The sequence below is a fragment of the Streptomyces sp. cf386 genome (assembly GCF_900103585.1).
Classification (GTDB): Bacteria; Actinomycetota; Actinomycetes; order Streptomycetales; family Streptomycetaceae; genus Streptomyces.
Genome location: NZ_FNHV01000014.1, coordinates 116,984 through 135,524, shown reverse-complemented (window position 1 = coordinate 135,524; position 18,541 = coordinate 116,984). Strand labels below are relative to the sequence as shown.

14 protein-coding genes and 1 pseudogene are annotated in these 18,541 nt (G+C 70.6%); 6 read left to right on the top strand and 9 right to left on the bottom strand.

Going from position 1 to position 18,541, the window contains the following annotated elements; genetic code table 11:
- Window positions 1–14: 14 nt before the first annotated feature.
- The 3 genes from BLU79_RS31965 to BLU79_RS31955 are packed head-to-tail and all read right to left on the bottom strand — an operon-like array spanning window position 15 to window position 4,605.
- A complete protein-coding gene (locus tag BLU79_RS31965; protein ID WP_093909451.1) occupies window positions 15–2,003 on the bottom strand; it encodes a dipeptide/oligopeptide/nickel ABC transporter permease/ATP-binding protein in 1,989 nt (662 codons plus the stop codon).
- Window positions 2,000–2,959 carry an ABC transporter permease gene (locus BLU79_RS31960; RefSeq protein ID WP_093909450.1) on the bottom strand — a complete coding sequence of 320 codons (960 nt, stop codon included), beginning with the start codon at window positions 2,957–2,959 and terminating at the stop codon, window positions 2,000–2,002. The genes BLU79_RS31965 and BLU79_RS31960 overlap by 4 nt, the downstream gene beginning before the upstream one ends.
- Before the next feature lie 17 nt (window positions 2,960–2,976).
- Window positions 2,977–4,605 carry an ABC transporter substrate-binding protein gene (locus BLU79_RS31955; protein WP_093909449.1) on the bottom strand — a complete coding sequence of 543 codons (1,629 nt, stop codon included), beginning with the start codon at window positions 4,603–4,605 and terminating at the stop codon, window positions 2,977–2,979.
- 237 nt (window positions 4,606–4,842) lie between these two features.
- Here BLU79_RS31955 and BLU79_RS31950 point away from each other — a divergent pair, with 237 nt between their 5' ends.
- A complete protein-coding gene (locus BLU79_RS31950) occupies window positions 4,843–5,583 on the top strand; it encodes a FadR/GntR family transcriptional regulator (protein ID WP_093909573.1) in 741 nt (246 codons plus the stop codon).
- Window positions 5,584–5,657: 74 nt separating this feature from the next.
- Here the strand turns inward: BLU79_RS31950 and BLU79_RS31945 are convergent, their stop codons facing one another.
- From BLU79_RS31945 to BLU79_RS31930, 4 genes are read right to left on the bottom strand one after another with little or no spacing between them, the layout of a single operon-like run.
- Window positions 5,658–6,860, bottom strand: coding sequence for a sialidase family protein (locus tag BLU79_RS31945; RefSeq protein ID WP_093909448.1), 1,203 nt, complete (start codon window positions 6,858–6,860; stop codon window positions 5,658–5,660).
- Between the two features lie 48 nt (window positions 6,861–6,908).
- A complete protein-coding gene (locus tag BLU79_RS31940) occupies window positions 6,909–7,568 on the bottom strand; it encodes a response regulator (protein ID WP_093909447.1) in 660 nt (219 codons plus the stop codon).
- Window positions 7,565–8,824 (bottom strand): sensor histidine kinase, encoded by a 1,260-nt coding sequence (locus tag BLU79_RS31935; protein WP_093909446.1) that lies wholly within the window; start codon window positions 8,822–8,824, stop codon window positions 7,565–7,567. Before BLU79_RS31935 ends, BLU79_RS31940 begins: the two co-directional genes overlap by 4 nt.
- Window positions 8,825–8,870: 46 nt before the next feature.
- A complete protein-coding gene (locus tag BLU79_RS31930; RefSeq protein ID WP_093909445.1) occupies window positions 8,871–10,967 on the bottom strand; it encodes an MMPL family transporter in 2,097 nt (698 codons plus the stop codon).
- Window positions 10,968–11,204: 237 nt separating this feature from the next.
- On the opposite strand from BLU79_RS31930, the gene BLU79_RS31925 reads away from it, so the two are divergent.
- On the top strand, window positions 11,205–11,633 hold the full coding sequence (locus BLU79_RS31925; protein WP_093909444.1) for a DUF6234 family protein: 429 nt from the start codon (window positions 11,205–11,207) through the stop codon (window positions 11,631–11,633).
- A gap of 9 nt (window positions 11,634–11,642) precedes the next feature.
- On the opposite strand, the gene BLU79_RS31920 is transcribed toward BLU79_RS31925, so the two are convergent.
- A complete protein-coding gene (locus BLU79_RS31920; RefSeq protein WP_093909443.1) occupies window positions 11,643–12,341 on the bottom strand; it encodes a TerB family tellurite resistance protein in 699 nt (232 codons plus the stop codon).
- Window positions 12,342–12,603: 262 nt separating this feature from the next.
- Window positions 12,604–14,343 carry a 2-isopropylmalate synthase gene (gene leuA, locus BLU79_RS31915; protein ID WP_093909442.1) on the bottom strand — a complete coding sequence of 580 codons (1,740 nt, stop codon included), beginning with the start codon at window positions 14,341–14,343 and terminating at the stop codon, window positions 12,604–12,606.
- A gap of 319 nt (window positions 14,344–14,662) precedes the next feature.
- Between leuA and BLU79_RS31905 the strand changes: the two genes are divergently transcribed.
- From BLU79_RS31905 to BLU79_RS31890, 4 genes and pseudogenes are all read left to right on the top strand, one after another.
- Complete coding sequence (locus BLU79_RS31905; RefSeq protein ID WP_093909441.1) at window positions 14,663–15,733, top strand: M4 family metallopeptidase; 1,071 nt, start codon at window positions 14,663–14,665, stop codon at window positions 15,731–15,733.
- 21 nt (window positions 15,734–15,754) lie between these two features.
- A complete protein-coding gene (locus BLU79_RS31900; protein ID WP_093909440.1) occupies window positions 15,755–16,021 on the top strand; it encodes a protealysin inhibitor emfourin in 267 nt (88 codons plus the stop codon).
- Between the two features lie 72 nt (window positions 16,022–16,093).
- Window positions 16,094–17,437, top strand: a complete 1,344-nt coding sequence (locus tag BLU79_RS31895) for a GH1 family beta-glucosidase (RefSeq protein WP_093909439.1) — start codon at window positions 16,094–16,096, stop codon at window positions 17,435–17,437.
- Window positions 17,434–18,533 (top strand): annotated as a pseudogene (locus tag BLU79_RS31890) (MFS transporter). Before BLU79_RS31895 ends, BLU79_RS31890 begins: the two are co-directional and overlap by 4 nt.
- The last annotated feature ends 8 nt before the right edge of the window (window positions 18,534–18,541 follow it).

The following is an 18,541-nucleotide window of genomic DNA, read 5'->3' as shown; positions in this document are numbered from 1 at the left end:
GACTCCCCTCGCGTTCACTGGACGACCCCGCTCTCCGACCGGTCCGTCGGTGCCAGCACCACCGCCGGGTGATGACAGGCCGCCGTATGCGTCGCCGGACCCACCAGATCCGGTGCCGTCGCCCGGCACACCTCGCTCGCCAGCGGGCAGCGGTCCGCGAAACGGCAGCCCGCGGGGAAGTCGGCGGGGGACGGGACCACGCCCTTGATCTGCGTCATCCGCTCCTGCGCCGACTCCAGCGACAGCACGCTGCCCAGCAGGCCCCGTGTGTAGTGGTGCGCCGGCGCCTCCACCAGGTCGGCGGTCACGCCCGTCTCGACGATCTGGCCGCCGTACATCACGGCCACCCGGTCGGTGACGTCCGCGATCAGCGCGAGGTCGTGCGAGACCAGGATCAGGGCGAAGCCCAGCTCCTCCCGCAGCCTCAGCAGCAGCTCTATGATCTGCGCCTGCACGGTGACGTCCAGCGCGGTCGTCGGCTCGTCGGCGATGATCAGCTTCGGGTCGCGGGACAGGGCCATGGCGATCAGGACGCGCTGCCGCTGGCCGCCGGAGAGTTCGTGCGGGTAGCTGCGCAGGGTGCGTTCGGGGTCGAGGCCGACCAGGGTGAGGAGTTCTTGGGGGGTACGGCGGCCTCCGCGGCGTACGACCTGCTTGAGCTGCGAGCGGATCGTCATCGCCGGGTTCAGGGACGACAGGGCGTCCTGGTAGATCATCGCCATCTCGTGGCCCAGCAGCCGTCGCTTCGCGCGCATCGGCTCGCCCACCAACTGCCGCTGGTTGAACCGGACATGGCCGCGCACCCGGGCACCCTTGGGCTCAAGGCCCATCACCGCGAGGGCGGTGAGCGACTTCCCGCAGCCCGACTCACCGACCAGCCCCAGCACCTCACCGGGCTGCACCTCGAAACTGATGCCGTCGACGATGTCCACCCCGCCGTGCCGGCCCTCGAACCCGATCGCCAGGTGCTCCACGGCGAGCACCGGTTGCAGCCCCTGGGGCAACGGCCGCGCCCGTGACCGCAGCCGCGCCGCCGCCTCCATCAGCCCGGGCAGCTGCAGCACCTCACCGCTGCCCGGCTCCGGCGCCTCCAGATGGTCGTGTTCGTCGCGTACGTCGACCTCGCGCGCCGAGGGTGCCGCCCACGCGTCCGACACGCCCTCGGAGAGGATGTTCAGGGAGAGGACGGTCACCAGCATCAGCAGGCCGGGGAAGACCGTCGCCCACCAGCCCCCGGTCAGCACCATGTTCTTGCCGTCCGCGATGACACTGCCCCAGGACGGGTCCGGCGGCCGGACGCCCGCGCCGATGAAGGACAGCGACGCCTCGAAGACGATCGCCTCCGCCACCTGGACCGTGCAGAACACCAGCACCGGGGCGGCGCAGTTGATCGCCACGTGCCGCAGCACGATGTGGGGCGTCCGGGCGCCGATCACCCGTTCCGCCGTCACATAGTCCTCGCCGTACTGGTCGAGGACGTTCGCCCGTACGACCCGTGCCACGGGGGGAGTGAAGAGGAACGCGATCGCGCAGATCAGGACCGTGATGCCGCCGCCGAAGACCGCGACCAGTACGGCCGCCAGCGCGATGCCGGGGAACGCCATCACCACGTCCAGGCAGCGCATCAGCGTCTCGTCGACCGCCTTGCGGGAGGTGGCCGCGATGGCGCCGATCAGGGCGCCGACGACCAGCGCGAGTCCGGTCGCGCCGAGCCCGATCGCCAGCGACCAGCGGGCGCCGTACATCAGCCGGCTGAGGATGTCCCGGCCGAGGCTGTCCTGGCCCATCCAGTGCTCGGCGGACGGGTGTCCGGTGCCGTCGACGGGGGCCTGCTGGTCGAGCGGGTCGTGCGGGGCGAGGAGCGGGGCGAACAGGGCCATCAGGACCACGACGGCCAGGAAGCAGACGGCCACCTTCGACAGCAGCGGCAGCTTGCGCCAGCCGCGCAGCCGGATGCCCGGCCGGGACAGTGCCTCGGCCAGGCGCTTGCGGTTGAACGTCATGTCGCCTCCCGCAGTCGCGGGTTGACCAGGAGATAGAGGATGTCGATGACGAGGTTGACGACCACGAAGCCGGTCGCCGTGGTGAGGACGACACCTTGGACGACGGCCGGGTCACCGTTCTTCACGGCGTCGATCATGAGCTTGCCCATCCCGGGGAGGGAGAAGATCGTCTCGATGACGACGGCGCCGCCGAGGAGGTAGCCGACGCGCAGGCCCAGCACGGTCAGCGGGTTGATGAGCGCGTTGCGCAGGACGTTCCGGCCGACGACCACCACCGGGGGCAGCCCGCTGCCGATCGCCGTACGGACGTAGTCCTTGTCCAGTTCCTCCACCACCGACGTGCGCACGATACGCGTCAGCTGCGCCGCCACCGGCAGCGACAACGCGAGGGCGGGCAGGGCCATGGTCTTCAGCCAGCCGGTGAAGGAGTCCGCCGGGTTGATGTAGCCGCCGGTCGGGAACCAGCCGAGGTCGACGGCCAGGTACTGGATCATCAGCAGCGCCAGCCAGAAGCCGGGGGCGGCGACCCCGGTGAGGGAGACGACGCGGATGATCTGGTCGGGGAGACGGTCGCGGTAGATGGCCGCCGTCACGCCGCCGAGCAGCGACAGCACGACCGCGATGCCGAGGCCCAGGAAGGTGAGCTGGAGGGTGAGCGGCAGCGCGGTCATGACCTGGTCGACGACCGGCGCCCGGGTCAGGGCGCTGGTGCCCATGTCGCCATGGAGCAGATCGCCGAGGAAGACGACATAGCGGACGGGGAGGGGATCCAGCAGGCCGTTCTCCTCGCGGAAGTCGTGCAACTGCTGGGCGGTGGGGTTCGCGCCCTGGAAGAACGCGGACGCCGGGTCGACGTCCGAGAACCGCATGACCAGGAACACGAACAGCACGATGCCCAGCATCAGCGGCACGAGCAGCACGACGCGACGGGCCAGGATCCTGACGACAGTGACCACTCAGGAACTCCTAGGGCCTAGGACCACTTGGCCTGGAGGAGGTTGATGCCGGGGTACGGCTGTGCCCTTATCCCGCTGAGCTGCTTCGGGTTCCAGGCCGTCATCAGCTCGTTGTGGACGACCGGGTAGAGCACGGCCTGCTCGGCGACGACGTCGATGTAGTCCTGGACCATCGTCTTCTTCTTGTCGGTGTCCGGCTCCTGGGTGGCCTGGTCCATGTCCTTGAAGAGCGCCTTGGCGACGGAGTTGTCGGCCCACCGCGTGTACTGCATCCACAGGTTCTCGGGGCCGTAGTTGTAATGCATGATCAGGTCGGCGTCGAGGCCGAACTGGTTGGGGTTCGAGGCCGCGGCGACCACCTGGTAGTCCTGCTTCTGGTCCATCTTGGTGAAGACGGCCGTCGTCTCCTGCGGGGAGAGGGTGGTCTTGACACCGATCGCGTCCCAGGATGCCTTGATGGTCGGCAGACAGTCGACGATCCAGCTCACGTTCACGGCGAGGATCTCGATCTCCAGCCCGCTGACCCCGGCCTCCTTCAGCAGCGCCTTCGCCTTGTCGGGGTCGTAGTCGTAGACGGTCTTCGCGCGCCGGTAGCTGGGGTTGGCCTCGTTGAGGAAGGACGACGCCGGCTTGCCGTGCCCCTTGAGGGCGACCTCGATCATCTTGCCGGTGTCGACGGCGTAGCGCAGCGCCTGGCGGACCCGTACGTCGTCGAAGGGCTTGTGCTTGGTGTTGAACATCAGGAACAGGTTGTTCATCCCGGCGCCGCCCGCGACCGTGAGCCCGCCGCTCTCCAGCTGCTGGATGTTGGCGTACGGGATGTTGTCGGAGATCTGCGCACCGGCGCTGGCGCCCGAGATCCTGGCCACGCGCGGCGCCGCGTCCACGATCGTCAGCCAGTTCATCTTCTTGAAGGCGGGCTTGCGCGGGCCGTTGTAGTCGGCGAACGCCTCGAAGGTGGTGTTGGACTTCGGGTGGTGCGCGGTCTGCCGGTACGGCCCCGAGCCGATCGCCTTGCCCGCGATGGCGTCCTCCCAGGCACCCGGCTGGGAGAAGACGTGCTTCGGCATGATCTTGGCGAGGGTGAGCCGCGAGATCCCGTCCGGGAAGGGGAACTTGAGCACCAGCTCGACGTTCTGGGCGTCGATCTTGCGGACCTCCTTCAGCCAGCTGGCGAAGAAGCCCTTGGCGAGGGTCTGCGTCTTGGGGTCGAGGATCCGGTCGAAGACGAAGACCACGTCGTCGGCGGTCACCGGCTTGCCGTCGTGGAACTTCGCGCCCGCCCGTAGCGCGAACTTCCACGACGTGCTGTTCGGGTCCGCCGGCACCTGGGTGGCGAGCGCGGCATACGGCTCGCGGGAGATCGGGTCGGTGTCGAGGAGGCCCTCGTAGATGTGGTTGTTGGCGGCCATGCAGAAGGCGGAGGCCGTCTGGGTGGGGTCCCAGCTGCCGTCGTTGCCGTAGCCGATCACCGCGGTGAGCGTCCGGTTCCGGCCACCGCCCCCACCGGTCTCGTTGGTGGACTCCGGCCCCGACGAACAGGCCGACAGCGACGCGGAGACGGCGGCGGCCGCGCCCAGCGCGCCGGTGTACTTCAGGAACGACCGGCGGTGCAGCGCCGGCACGTCGTGGGTCACGTCGCGCACGGTTCCTCCAGCGGTGGGTTGTGTGAGGAGAAGTGAGGAGATACGACGTCCTACGTCCTGACGGTCAGCGCGACCATAGGTGGGGCGCTGGGGGCGGTCAAGGGATCTCACACGAATGGCGCATCTGCCACAGGTCGGACCAATGGCGCTGTGAAATGGCGAGAGTTGATCCCCCGTCAGAGCCGTATCCGGCAGACATGGGACGTGGGACGTCTGGGTGCGCGTACCATGCGCCGCATGCCCGGGCAGCCCAGGAACAGCCGTACGTCCCGTACGTCCGAGGAGTCCAGGAACAGCCGGATCCAGCGCCAGGTCATGCAGCTGATCATCGACCGCAGGCTCCAGGCCGGCGCCCTCCTGCCCACCGAGGCCGAGCTCATGGACGACCTCGGCGTCAGCCGCAACTCGGTCCGTGAGGCGCTCAAGGCGCTCCAGGCCCTGGACATCGTGGAGATCCGGCACGGCTACGGCACGTACGTCGGCCAGGCCTCACTCACCCCGCTGATCGACGGGCTGACCTTCCGCACGCTCGCCCGGCACGACCATGACGCCGGTGCGCTCGCCGAGATCCTCCAGGTGCGGGAGGTGCTGGAGGAGGGGCTGATCCGGCGGGTGGCGGCGACGGTCACGGAGGCGGAGCTGGATCGGCTGGAGGGGGTGGTGGCGAGGATGGAGACGGCGGGTCGTGCGGGGCGGGCGTTCCCGGAGCTGGACCGTGAGTTCCACGAGCTGCTGTACGCGTCCCTCGGCAACGACCTGGTCCCGCAGCTCCTCGGCGCGTTCTGGACGGTCTTCCGCCGAGTGTCCGGCGCGCGGGGGCGCCCCGACGACCCGTCCCCCGAGCTGACGGCTCGTCGGCATCACGAGATCGTGACCGCGTTGCGCGCCCGCGATGTGGAGGGGGCTCAGCGAGCGATGACGGTGCATTTCCGGGGGATCGCGGCGCGGGCGGGTCGGGGGTCTCGGGCGTCTGACTGACGGCTGCGGGCCGGGAGGGTTGTTTTCGCCCCCGCCGCCCCTACCCGTCCCATCGCCGGAGGGGCTGATGTCAGCTAGCTCAGGTCGGCCACCGGCAGTCGGCGGAACTCGATCGTCTCGTACGTTCCCGTCACCCCCGTCTCGTACAGGATCCCGACCGTACGCCGGTCGAGCGACACCAGGTCGGAGTACGCCGCCCGCTGCTGAGACAGCGTCAGCGCCTTCGTGAAGGTCGATCCACCGTCCGCGCTGCGCCATACCGCCATCGACTGACGGGCGGTGGGCACGGACGGGCCGGAGAAGAGCAACGGGGCGTCCTGGCCGGGGAGTTGGAGGACACTGGCCTCCACCACGGGGACGTCGTTCAGGTCAGGCTGGACGGTGTACGGGAGGTCCAGGGTCTCGGCGCCGTCGCCCGAGTGCGCGTCGAGCCGGTTCCCGGCGCTCGCGCCGAGCTGGTCGCGGGAGTTGAAGTACACCCTGCCGTCGGGGAGTTCCGCGGCAGTCGATTCGTTGGCGTTGCTGTCGCCGTCGTAGGAGTCGTCCACGAAGCCCACGCGCCAGCTGAGCCCGGCGTCGTCGCTGTAAATGGCGTGCCCGCCGTAGTACTTGGGCTCCTGGCCGGTATCGGCGGAGCCGGCCGGCGGAGCCACCGAGTGGTTCGAGGCGACGACCAGCCGTCCTGCGTACGGGCCCTTCCTGAGCGCGATGGCATGCCCCGGGCCCGTCGCGTACCAGCGCCAGTTCGCCGGCTTCACCTGCCGCGTGATGTCCCGGGGGGTGGTGAAATGGCGGCCGTCGTCGAGGCTCCGCTGGACGAACACCCGCCGGCTCTCCTCCGGCGTCACCTCGCCCCGCATTATCTCCGCCTCCGTCACGGCACCGCTGTTGTAGGAGGTGACCAGCACGACCGCGCCCGTGCGCGGATCCACCACCGGCGCCGGATTGCCCCGCGTGTCCCCCTCCCCGGCGGCGACCACCGTCAGCGGGCCCCAGGTGCAGCCGCCGTCGGTGGAGCGTCTGAGGACGACATCGATGTTGCCGGTGTCCCCCGCACCGTCGTGCCGGCCCTCGGCGAAGGCCAGCACCGTGCCCCGCCGGGTCGTGACGGTCGCCGGGATACGGTAGGTGTCGTAGCCGCCCTCGCCCGACAGGTACGGGACGGAGGAGGTGCAGCCGGTGCCCGCCGAGGCGGTTCCGGTCGTGGTGAGGGGGGCGGTCAGGAGTACTGCGGTGACTAGGAACGTACGGCTGAGTGTGCGGCTCAGGATGGTCATCGAGTTCCCTTGGGTTCCCTTGACGGGGTGTCAGCATTGACCTGTCCGTCACAGGCTCCCCGGTGTCACCATTCCTGACTCATACGCCACGATGACCAACTGCGCCCGGTCCCGTGCCCCCAGCTTGCCCATGATGCGGCTGACGTGGGTCTTCGCCGTCAGCGGGCTCAGTCCCAACGCCTCGCCGATCTCCGTGTTGTTGAGGCCACGGGCGACCAGCGTCAGCACTTCGCGTTCACGTTCGGACAGGCATTCGGGCCCGCCGGCAGGGGGTGCGGAGGGGCTGCGCAGGAAACGCTCGATCAGCCGTGCGGTCGGGCCCGGTGACAGGAGGGACTCCCCCGCGGCCACCGTACGGATGGCGTCGAGGAGTTCGGCGGGCCTGGTGTCCTTGACGAGGAATCCGGAGGCGCCGGCCCGCAGCGCGTCCACGATGTTCTCGTCGGTGTCGTAGGTGGTGAGGACCAGGATCCGCACCCCGGCCAGGTCCTCGTCGGCCGCGATGAGACGGGTCGCCTCGATGCCGTCCAGGTCGGGCATGCGGATGTCCATCACGACGAGGTCGGCACGTGCGCTGCGGACCAGTTCCGCGGCCTGGCGGCCGGTGCCCGCCTGGCCGACGACCTCCATGTCCGGGGCCGACTCGACCAGCATGGCGAAGGCTTCCCGGACCAGCGTCTGGTCGTCCGCGAGCAGGACGCGGATCACCGGTCACCTCCCCCGTCCGTTCCAACCGTTCCGACAGTTCTGACGGGCAGTACGGCCGTCACCTGGAAACCCCCCTCGTCGCGCCGTCCGGCGTCGAGTGTGCCACCCACGCTGCGGGCCCGTTCCCGCATGCCGACGAGTCCGTAGCCGGGGGCGCCGTCCTCGCCCCCGGGGCACGCGCCCTCGTCGGTGACGGACACGCGCAGGGCGCCCAGTTCCTCGTACAGCTCGACGCGTACGGCGGGTTCGGGCCCCGCGTGCCGTACGACGTTCGTCAGCGCCTCCTGCACGATCCGGTACGCGGCCGCGCCCACGGCGGGCGGCGCCTGTCGCACCCGTACCGACGACTCCACCCGCGCCCCGGCCAGCCGCGCCGCCTCCACCAGGTCCGGCAGGCCGTCGAGGCCGGGCAGCGGGCCGCGCGTCTCGCCGGCGACCCCCTGCTCGCGCAGCACGTCCAGCGTCGTACGGAGTTCGCCGCGTGCCGTGCGGCAGGTCTCGGCTATGTCGTCCAGGGACTTCGCCACCGTCTCGCGGTCCAGTCGCTCGGGGTCCGCGGCCAGGACATGGGCGGCCACCGAGGTCTGCACGCCGATGAGCGTGATGGTGTGGGCGAGCAGGTCGTGCAGGTCGCGGGCGATGCGCAGGCGTTCCTCGGCGACGCGGCGGCGGGCCTCCTCCTCGCGGGTGCGCTCCGCGCGTTCGGCGCGTTCGACGATGGCGGCGACGTACTGGCGGTAGTAGCGGACGTCGATGCCGCAGAAGAGGAACGCGACGACCCAGCCGGAGATCCGCAGGATCTCCATCGTCCCGTCGGGGTTGGTGACGGCGTTGAGGATCAGTGTCACACCGAGGACTGCGGCGCCGGTGAGCAGCGTGCGGCGCACCGTGCCGGTCGCCGCGACCGTGTACAGCACCACCATGGTCCCGAAGATGGGCGCGGCGTGGTTGTTCTCGAAGGCGTGGTACGGGGCGATGCAGACCATCACCACGACCAGCACCAGCAGCGGACGGTGGCGCCGCCACACCAGGGGTATGTGGGCGGCGAACAGCAGGGTCCAGCCGAGCGCGTCGGGCCGCCGCCCGTCGTCGACGAGCAGGGCGACGACCGTGGCGAGGGCGGCCCATGCCGCGGCCAGCAGTGCGTCGTTGCGGGTGCGGTGCGGGGCGGTCAGGGGGTCGCGGTTGATCGCGGCCATGACCCGCTCGCCGATCTGGGGCCGGGGCGCTGTCGTGGTTGCCTGCACGGGGTTCATCTTCCGGGACGGCGGCGCCCCTCCGGGAGGGAGGGGCGCCGGTCGGTCAGGGGAGGGAGACGGCCACGGCCTCCGGTTCCTTCGGCGGGACGGCCGGTCGGGGGCCGTCGGGCTCGCGGGACAGTCCGCCCGGCCACCACACCTTGCGCCCCAGGGCCACGCTCGCGCTGGTCACCAGGTAGGTGCGCACCAGGAACGTGTCGAGCAGCACGCCCACCGCGATGACGAAGCCCAGCTCGACGAGCTGCACCAGCGGCATGTTGGTGAGCACCGCGAAGGTGGCGGCGAGGATGAGTCCGGCGGAGGCGATGACACCGCCGGTCGTGCGCAGCGCGGTGAGCGCGGCCGTCGCCGGTTCGGCGCCGTTCAGGCACTCCTCGCGCATCCGGTGCATCAGGAAGATGCCGTAGTCGACGCCCAGGGCCACCAGGAACACGAAGGAGAGCAGCCCGAGTCCGGGATCCGTGCCCTCGAAGCCGAAGAGCGGTCCGAAGACGAGCCCGCCGATGCCGAGCGCCGCGCCCCACACGGCGACCACGGCCGCCACCAGGATCAGCGGCGCGACGAGCGAGCGCAGCAGGGCGATGAGGATCAGCAGCACGGACAGCAGCACGATCGGTACGACGACGAGACGGTCACGGGCGTTGGTGTCCTTCAGGTCGAGCTGCTCGGCGCTGGGCCCGCCGACGTAGGAGCCGTCGAGCCGGTCGCGCAGGGCCTCGATGGTGGCGGTCTCCCCGGCGGACTGGGGCGGCGCGGTGGCGAGGACGGAGATCTCGGTCCAGCCGTCTCCGGTACGGCCTTCCCGCGCGCTGTCGACTCCCCGGGTGGAGTGGATCGAGGCGAGGGTCGCCTCGGCGCGGTCCTCCGGCGTGATGACGCTGATGGGCTGGGTGCCGCGCTCGGGGTAGGCCCGGCCGAGGGTCTCCATGGCGGCGACCGCGTCGGGCTTGCTGGTGAAGGAGTCCTCCTGCTTGAGGTTGCCGGGCAGGTTGAGGACGCCGAGGGCCAGCGCGCCGAGCAGGACGGCGCCGCCCGCGAGAACGGTCAGCGGCCTGCGCCCGGCGGAGCCGCCCATCGCCGTGAACAGGGACCGGCGGGCCTTGGGCGTGCTGCCGAAGCGCGGCACGAGCGGCCAGAACACGCGCCGGCCGAGCAGCACCAGGAGTGCGGGCAGCAGCGTCAGCATGGCGGCGAGCGCGCACAGCACACCGACGGTGCCGAGCGGGCCCATGCCCCGGCTGGAGTTGAGGTCGGCGGCGAGCAGGCACAGCAGCCCGGCGGCGACGGTGCCCGAGGAGGCGAGCACGGCGGGCCCGCAGCCCTTGAGCGCGGCGACCATCGCGTCGTACGGCCGCTCGATGCGCCGCAGTTCCTCCCGGTACCGGGAGACGAGCAGCAGCGCGTAGTCCGTCCCCGCCCCGAACACGAGGATCGTCATGATCCCCGAGCTCTGGCCGGACACGGACGTCCCGAACCACTGGTTGAGGCCGTAGGCGACGCCCATCGACAGATAGTCGGCCAGGCCCGCGACGGTGAGCGGCACCAGCCACAGGAAGGGGCTGCGGTAGATGAGGACCAGCAGCAGCGCCACGACCCCGGCGGTGGTGTAGAGCAGCGGTCCGTCGAGCGAGTTGTACACCTCGCTCGCGTCGGTGGCGAGCGCTCCCTCACCGCCGACGTCGACGCCGAGCCCGTCGCCGCCCCGCGCGATGTCCCTTACGGCGTTGACCAGTTGGTCGCGGGCCTCCTCGTCCTGGCCCGGCTCGGTGCTGGCCACCGGGTACATCAGCGTGGTGCCGTCCCGGGACGGGATGCCCCGCGGTTCGGCGGTGAGCCGGTGCGCGCCGGCGATCCGGTCGATCTGCTCGGCGGCGGTCGCCTTGTCGCCGGCGGTCAGCCCGCCATCCCGGTGATAGACGACGACCATCTCGGTGGCCTCGCCACCGGGCAGCCGGTCCTGGACCTTGGCGACCTGCGTGGAGTCGGCGCTCGCCGGCAGGTAGTCGATGGCCCGGTCGCGCTGGACGTCCGCCAGCTTCGACGCGAACGGCGAGGCGATCGCGAGCACGGCGATCCACAGCCCGAGCACGATCCAGGGCACGGCACGCCGTCGCCGCACTGCTGTCCTTACGGCCCCCATTGACGGGCCTCCCTCCGGTCCGGGTGTCTGGGTCGGTTCCCAGACTTCCGGCACGGGGGTGCCGATTCGTCGGGCGGGAGGGCGAGTTGGGGGCTACTGCCGGGGGCGGCGCGATGCGACGATTACTCCCTGGGGAGTACTGCGGGACGCGGCATCGGAGCAACCGTTGCCGGAGCAGCCGTCACCTGAGTATCCGTACTCAGGCACCGGCCCCGCTTTCCGGGAAGGCTTGCCCCCATGACCGCCCCGACCGGCCTCCCGCACTTCCGCGGCGCCAATGTGCCGCCCCCGCCCGGCGGACGCCGACGGCTGCCCGTCGCCGGGGACATCGCCCTGGCGGTCGGACTGCTCGTCCTCGACGTCATCGGGGCCGTCGCGGCCTTCCTGCTCGGCATCGACGTCAACGGCGACTGGAAGCCCTTCGACCCGGGCGCGGACAACTCCGACGTCACGTTCACGCAGGACTGGCTCTACGTGGGCATCGCCGGCGGCATCGTGCTGCTGACCGCCGCGCTGCTGTATCTGCTCCGGGCCTTCGTCAGCGCCTCGCTGCAGGTGCTCGCCGGCATGGTCGTCCTGCTCGTCGCGGTGGGCGGCGCGCAGTTCGACGAGCAGCAGGACGACCGGGCCCGCGTGTCCATGTCCGCGCCCGCGGCGCACCGCTGATCGTCCGGTTTACGAAGGCGTCCGCGCCGCCGCGGCCAGCAGACGGGTCACGTCCTCGGCGCAGATGGTCAGGGCGGCGCCGACCGTCGCGAGGACGTCGCGCTCCGCGGGTGTATACGGCCCGTCGGCGAGGGCGATCCGGGCGCCCTGGAGCAGGATGGACTCGCGGCCGGCCGGAGCGAGGTGCGGGGCGAGCGGGTCGAGGGCCTCATGGAGCTCTATGGCCAGCCCGGCACCGCAGGGCTCGGAGAAGACCCGCCCGGTGTCCGCGGCCAGCGCCTCGACCAGGGCGTTGAGCTGTTCCTCCGTGCAGTCGTCGAAGCCGGCCGCACGCACCGTGGCCGCGGCGGCCTCCAGGGCCGGACGGGCACAGGTTCCGCCCGCCGCCAGCACCGCGAGGGCGACGGTGTGCACGGCGTCGCGGAGCATCGCGGAGAAACGGGTGGTGGTCGGGTGGTCCAGGACGTCGGTGCCGAAGTGCCGACGGCAGGCCGCGCACTCCACGACGGGCGCGGTCTCACCACGCGGCAGGACGGGCATGCCGAGCAGGGTGAAGCGGCGCTGCCCGGTGAGCCGCTGGTAGTTGCGGTCGCCGCCGCATCCGGGGCAGAAGAACTCGCCGTCACCGACGGCCGACCACGCGGTGCGGGTGCCCAGGATGCGCGCAACCCTGGCGGCACGGCCGTCTTGTCCCCGTCCTGGCAGCACGTCGCACCTCCGTAATGCCGCGGCAACATCGCCGCGCTTGCGTGATGTTAGCCACATCCGGCAGCCGGAGTCAGCACCCTGGACGAGACCTTTCCGTGACCTGCACAGGTCAATGGCCGGAAATGAGCGGACCCCGCCCACCGGAAACACGGCGAGCGGGGTCTCAAAACGCCGGACAGGGCAGCGCCGCCAGGGGCGCGGGGAACTGCGCGACCAGCCCCCGCGGCGCCGCAGCGAACCAAACCACCTACCGCGGCACGACCTAGCCGCGCGCCCCCGCGGAGCGACCCGCCCGGTTGACGGCGGAGACGACCGCCTTCAGCGACGCCCGCGTCGTGTTGGCGTCAATCCCGATCCCCCACAGCACCTTGCCGTCGATCGCACACTCGATGTACGACGCGGCCTGCGCGGACGCACCCTCGCTCATGGTGTGCTCCTGGTAGTCCAGCAGCCGCGCGTCCACACCCACGGCGTCCAGCGCGTCGAAGAAGGCCGAGATCGGACCGTTGCCGGTACCGGTCAGGACCGTGTCGACGCCATCGATCGTCGCCTCCACCTTCAGCGTGTCCACGCCGTCCGTGTCCGTCGTCGACTGACCGTTCTTGACCTGGATACGACCCCACGGGTTCTCGGGGTTCGGCAGGTACTCGTCCTGGAAGGTCGCCCAGATGTCGCCGCCGGTGACCTCGCCGCCCTCGGCGTCCGTCTTGGCCTGGATGATCTTCGAGAACTCGATCTGCATCCGGCGCGGCAGGTCCAGCTTGTGGTCGTTCTTCAGGACGTACGCGATACCGCCCTTGCCGGACTGCGAGTTGACGCGGATGACGGCCTCGTACGACCGCCCCACGTCCTTCGGGTCGATCGGCAGGTAGGGAACGGCCCACTCGATGTCGTCCACCGTCACACCCTTGGCCGCCGCGTCGGCCTCCATGGCGTCGAAGCCCTTCTTGATGGCGTCCTGGTGGGAGCCGGAGAAGGACGTGTAGACCAGGTCGCCCACGTACGGGTGGCGCGGGTGGACCTCCATCTGGTTGCAGTACTCCCACGTGCGACGGATCTCGTCGATGTCGGAGAAGTCGATCTGCGGGTCGACGCCCTGCGAGAACAGGTTCATGCCCAGGGTGACCAGGTCGACGTTGCCGGTGCGCTCGCCCTGCCCGAACAGACAGCCCTCGACGCGGTCGGCGCCGGCCATCAGCGCCAGCTCGGCGGCGGCGACGGCCGTACCGCGGTCGTTGTGCGGGTGGACGGAGATGCAGACGTGCTCGCGGCGCGACAGGTTGCGGCTCATCCACTCGAAGCGGTCCGCGTGCGTGGACGGCGTCGAACGCTCGACGGTGGCAGGCAGGTTGAGGATGATCTCGCGCCCCGGACCGGGCTGCCAGACGTCCATGACCGCCTCGCAGACCTCCAGCGCGAAGTCCAGCTCGGTGTCGGTGAAGATCTCCGGCGAGTATTGGTAGCCGAACTCGGTCTCCGGCCCCAGCAGCTTCTCGGCGTACTCGATGACCAGGCGCGTGCCGTCGACGGCGATCTGCTTGATGTCGTCCTTGGAGCCACGGAAGACCACCCGGCGGAAGACCGGCGCGGTGGCGTTGTACAGGTGGACGGTGGCGCGCTTGGCGCCCTTCAGCGACTCGACGGTCCGCTCGATCAGGTCCTCGCGAGCCTGGGTCAGTACGGAGATGGTGACGTCGTCGGGGATCGCGCCCGGGTCCTCGATGATCGACCGCACGAAATCGAAGTCCGTCTGTCCCGACGCCGGGAAGCCGACCTCGATCTCCTTGTAGCCCATCTTGACCAGCTGGTCGAACATCCGGCGCTTGCGCTCGGGCGACATGGGGTCGATCAGGGCCTGGTTGCCGTCACGCAGGTCGGTGGAGAGCCAGCGGGGGGCCACGGTGACGCGGTTGTCCGGCCAGGTCCGGTCGGGGATGTCGACCTGCTCGTAGCGGCCGTACTTGTGGATCGGCATAGTGCTGGGCTGCTGGCGATTCGCCATGTCTGCGGGGCTCCTCAGGATGTCCGGAAGGACGGCCGACGACGCAACGCGAAGCTCCGCGGGGAGGGAGTCGACCTGGACTACAGGCCCTCGCCGCGGCAGCTAAGAAGAAGCAGCCCGAAACGCATGATGCGCAGCATGCTAGCCGAGCCACCCCCCGTGCGGGGCGTCGTATCAGTATGCGGGACCCGGGGGACGAAGTGGACAAAAAGTGCGCCATACCACTTCGTCACGGAGCGTGCGGCTCCCTGTCCGCATATTTCACCAATCATGGTTGCGGGTAGTGACAGCGGCATAACGCAGTGCAAGGGTGCCGGGCATGACGACCAACGGGGGCTTCGAGCCCGTCTTCTGCACCGTCGTACCACCACACGTCCTCGACAAACTGGCCCGGAACGACGACCCCGCACTCTCCGGTCCCGCCCAGCGGACCCTGATGCGAGACAGCGAGCTGCGCGGCCGGCGCCGCGTGACGACCGAGTTCGCCCTCGCGGCCGCCCCGACGGCGAAGGCACCGTCGGACCAGCCGCTGCGCACCATCTACGACGCCGAGCGCAGGACCGCCCTGCCCGGCACCAAGGTCCGCGGCGAGGGCCAGGACCCCGGCCAGGACGCCACGGTCAACCGGGCCTACTCCGGCCTCGGCGCCACCTTCGAGCTCTTCCTCAAGGCCTACGGGCGGCATTCGATCGACGGCGACGGCCTGCCCCTGGACGCGACCGTCCACTACGACGAGGACTACGGCAACGCCTTCTGGAACGGCGAGCAGATGGTGTTCGGCGACGGTGACGGCGAGATCTTCCTCGACTTCACCATCCCGATCGACGTGATCGGCCACGAGCTCACCCACGGCGTCACCCAGTACACGGCCAACCTCACGTACTACGGCCAGCCGGGCGCGCTGAACGAGTCGATGTCGGACGTCTTCGGCTCCCTGATCAAGCAGTACACGCTCGGCCAGACCGCCGCCGAGGCCGACTGGCTGATCGGCGCGGGCCTGCTCGCGCCCAGCGTCTCCGGCAAGGCCCTGCGCTCCATGAAGGAGCCGGGCAGCGCGTACGACGACGACGTCCTCGGCAAGGACCCGCAGCCCGCGACCATGGACGACTACGTCCGCACCGGCCGCGACAACGGCGGCGTCCACATCAACTCGGGCATCCCCAACCACGCCTTCTACCTGGCCGCCACCGCGCTCGGCGGCAACGCCTGGGAGAAGGCCGGACAGATCTGGTACGACGTCCTGACCGGCGGCGAGCTGACGGACCGGGCCATGTTCGCCGACTTCGCGGCGCTCACCGTCAAGGCCGCGCGCGAGCGCTTCCACGACGGCAGCGAGGAGCTCCAGGCCGTGTCGAAGGCATGGGAGCAGGTCGGGGTGCGGATCCCCTGAGTCCGTACTAGACAGAGACCCATGCGTATTCAGGTACGGCGCACGGGTGGATTCGCCGGCATCGAGCGGCTCGCCGAGGTGGACACCTCGGGGCGGCCCGACGCCCAGGAGTGGCAGGCCCTGGCCGAGCGCGCGGTCGCGTCCGGCCGGGGCACGCCCCCGATCGGGGTTCCGGACGGCTTCAGCTACCAGATCACCGTGGACGGCAACACGGTGTACTGCGCGGACCCCCGCCTCACGGACGAGCAGCGCAAGCTGATCTCCAGGGTGCTGAAGGAAGGAGCGTGACGGACGGTTCACGCGGGGGGCCGTAACGGGCAGTTCACGCCGGGCCGTTGACTTCCGTTACCGCCGGTACGGATGATCCGGCGCATGGCGACTGATGCGCGCGGCGCGACGAACCCGATACCTCAGTTCCCGGCCGGCTTCCTGTGGGGCGTCTCGACCTCGGCCCACCAGATCGAGGGCGCGACGGACGAGCGCGAGGCGTCCGTGTGGGACGCCTTCACGGCCGAGCCGGGACGGGTGAAGGACGGCTCCACGGCCGCGGTGGCCTGCGACCACTACCACCGCTACCGCGAGGACGTGGCCCTGCTGGCCGACCTGGGCGTGGGCGCGTACCGCTTCTCGATCTCCTGGCCACGGGTGAACGCGCCGAAGGGCCTCGACTTCTACGACCGTCTGGTCGACGGCCTGTGCGCGGCGGGCGTACGCCCCGTCCCGACCCTCTTCCACTGGGACCTGCCGGTCGCGCTGGACTGGCTGGACCGGGACACGGCCGCCCGTTTCGGCGAGTACGTGTCCGTGGTCGCCGAGCGCCTGGGCGACCGCGTCAAGAAGTGGATCACGATCAACGAGCCCGCCGAACACACCCTGCTGGGTCACGCACTCGGCACCCACGCACCCGGCAAGCAGCTGCTGTTCGACGCGCTGCCCGTCGCCCACCACCAGCTGCTGGCCCACGGCCAGGCCGTACGGGCCCTGCGCGCGGCCGGCGCCACGGACATCGGCATCGCCAACTCGCACGGCCCGACCTGGCCGGCGTCGCAGGAGCAGGCGGACCTGGAGGCGGCGGGCTTCTACGACGTACTCCTCAACCGCCTGTTCGCCGACCCCCTGCTGCTGGGCGAATACCCGGAAGGAATCGGCGAGTTGATGCCGGGGGACGTCGCGTCGGACCTGAAGGTCATCGCGGAGCCGCTCGACTTCTACGGCATCAACTACTACGCGCCGACCCGCGTGGGCGCCCCGCAGGGCACCGAGATCGAGTTCGGCGGGATCAGCATGCCCGCCGAACTGCCCTTCTCGGTACGGGCGATCGAGGGCGTGCCGACGACGGACTTCGGCTGGCCGGTGGTCCCCGAGGGCCTCACGGAACTCCTCACCGGCTTCCGCGAACACTACGGCGACCGGCTCCCCCCGATCGTCATCACCGAGAACGGCTGCTCGTACGAGGGCGTCGACGACCAGGAACGGATCGCCTACCTGGACGGCCACCTCCGCGCGCTGCACCGGGCGGTGGAGGCGGGCGTGGACGTCCGCGGGTACTTCGTCTGGTCGCTGCTGGACAACTTCGAGTGGGCGGAGGGGTACGCGCGGCGGTTCGGGCTGGTGCACGTGGACTTCGAGGACGGCGTGACGCTGACGCGGACGCCCAAGGCGTCGTACGGCTGGTTCCAGGAGCTGCTCCGGGCCCAGAGATGACCGCGGCCCCACCGGATGCCCTCGCCGAGCCCGGCGACCGGGTCGGCGGGGGCTGGACGGCGGCGCTGTCGCTCGCCAACGTGGCGATCTGGGTGGGCTGGTACGGCCCGCTGCAGATCCTGCTGGCCCAGCAGGCGGAGGACTTCGCGCCCGGCACGGGGATGTCGAAGGAGACGGTGCTGGCGTGGGTGACGGGTGTGGGGGCGGTGGTGTCCCTGTTCGCCAACCCGCTCTTCGGCGCACTGTCGGACCGCACCACGGGCCGCTGGGGCCGCCGTACGGTGGGGGTCCCCCCGCTCGAGCGAAGTTCGAGAGTGGGGGAGGATCGTGGCCGGGGCGGCGGGCGGGATCGCGGCCGGGTATGCGGCGTGCGCGGTGTTCGCGGTGGCGGGGGTGCTGCCGTACGTGTGGAAGTACCGGGATCTGAGGCTGGGGGCAGCGGACCGGCCGGCCTGGTCCTGGGGTTCCTTCGTGCGGGGCTTCTGGCTGAGCCCGCGCCGCTACCCGGACTTCGGCTGGGCGTGGCTGACCCGCTTCCTGATCAACCTCAGCAACGCGCTGGTGATCCTCTACCTCCTCTACTACCTGCGGGACCGCCTGCTCCCCCACTCTCGACTTCGCTCGAGCGGGGGGACCCCCATCGACGACCCCGAGCAGGGCGTGCTGATCCTCACCGCGGTGAACAGCGTGACGCTGCTGGCCACGGTCGTGGTCGGCGGCGTCTGGTCGGACCGGGTGGGCCGCCGCAAGCCGTTCGTCCAGTGGTCCGGGGTCCTGATGGCGGCGGCCACCGCGCTGCTCGCCGTCTGGCAGACATGGACCGGCGCGATCGTGGTCGCGGCTGCTGGGGCTGGGCCTCGGGGTGTTCATGTCGGTCGACTTCGCGCTGATGACGGACGTGCTGCCGAAGGCGCTGGACCGGGGCAAGGACCTGGGCGTCATCAACGTGGCCAACGCCCTGCCCCAGGTGGCCGCCCCCGCCCTCGCCGCCCCGGTCGTCACCTACCTCGGGGGATACCGGGTGCTGTATCTGGTGGCGGCGGTGGCGGGGTTGGCGGGGGCGGTGCTGGTCGGACGTATTCGAGGGGTGGACTAGAGAGCTGA

Excerpts from the sequence above, each read along its gene's own strand:
- BLU79_RS31900 (WP_093909440.1), top strand. The coding sequence starts at position 15,755 with ATGCGTATTCAGGTACGGCGCACGGGTGGATTCGCCGGCATCGAGCGG.
- BLU79_RS31895 (WP_093909439.1), top strand. The coding sequence starts at position 16,094 with ATGATCCGGCGCATGGCGACTGATGCGCGCGGCGCGACGAACCCGATA.
- BLU79_RS31925 (WP_093909444.1), top strand. The coding sequence starts at position 11,205 with ATGACCGCCCCGACCGGCCTCCCGCACTTCCGCGGCGCCAATGTGCCG.
- BLU79_RS31965 (WP_093909451.1), bottom strand. The coding sequence starts at position 2,003 with ATGACGTTCAACCGCAAGCGCCTGGCCGAGGCACTGTCCCGGCCGGGC.
- BLU79_RS31950 (WP_093909573.1), top strand. The coding sequence starts at position 4,843 with ATGCCCGGGCAGCCCAGGAACAGCCGTACGTCCCGTACGTCCGAGGAG.
- leuA (WP_093909442.1), bottom strand. The coding sequence starts at position 14,343 with ATGGCGAATCGCCAGCAGCCCAGCACTATGCCGATCCACAAGTACGGC.
- BLU79_RS31945 (WP_093909448.1), bottom strand. The coding sequence starts at position 6,860 with ATGACCATCCTGAGCCGCACACTCAGCCGTACGTTCCTAGTCACCGCA.
- BLU79_RS31905 (WP_093909441.1), top strand. The coding sequence starts at position 14,663 with ATGACGACCAACGGGGGCTTCGAGCCCGTCTTCTGCACCGTCGTACCA.
- BLU79_RS31930 (WP_093909445.1), bottom strand. The coding sequence starts at position 10,967 with ATGGGGGCCGTAAGGACAGCAGTGCGGCGACGGCGTGCCGTGCCCTGG.
- BLU79_RS31935 (WP_093909446.1), bottom strand. The coding sequence starts at position 8,824 with ATGAACCCCGTGCAGGCAACCACGACAGCGCCCCGGCCCCAGATCGGC.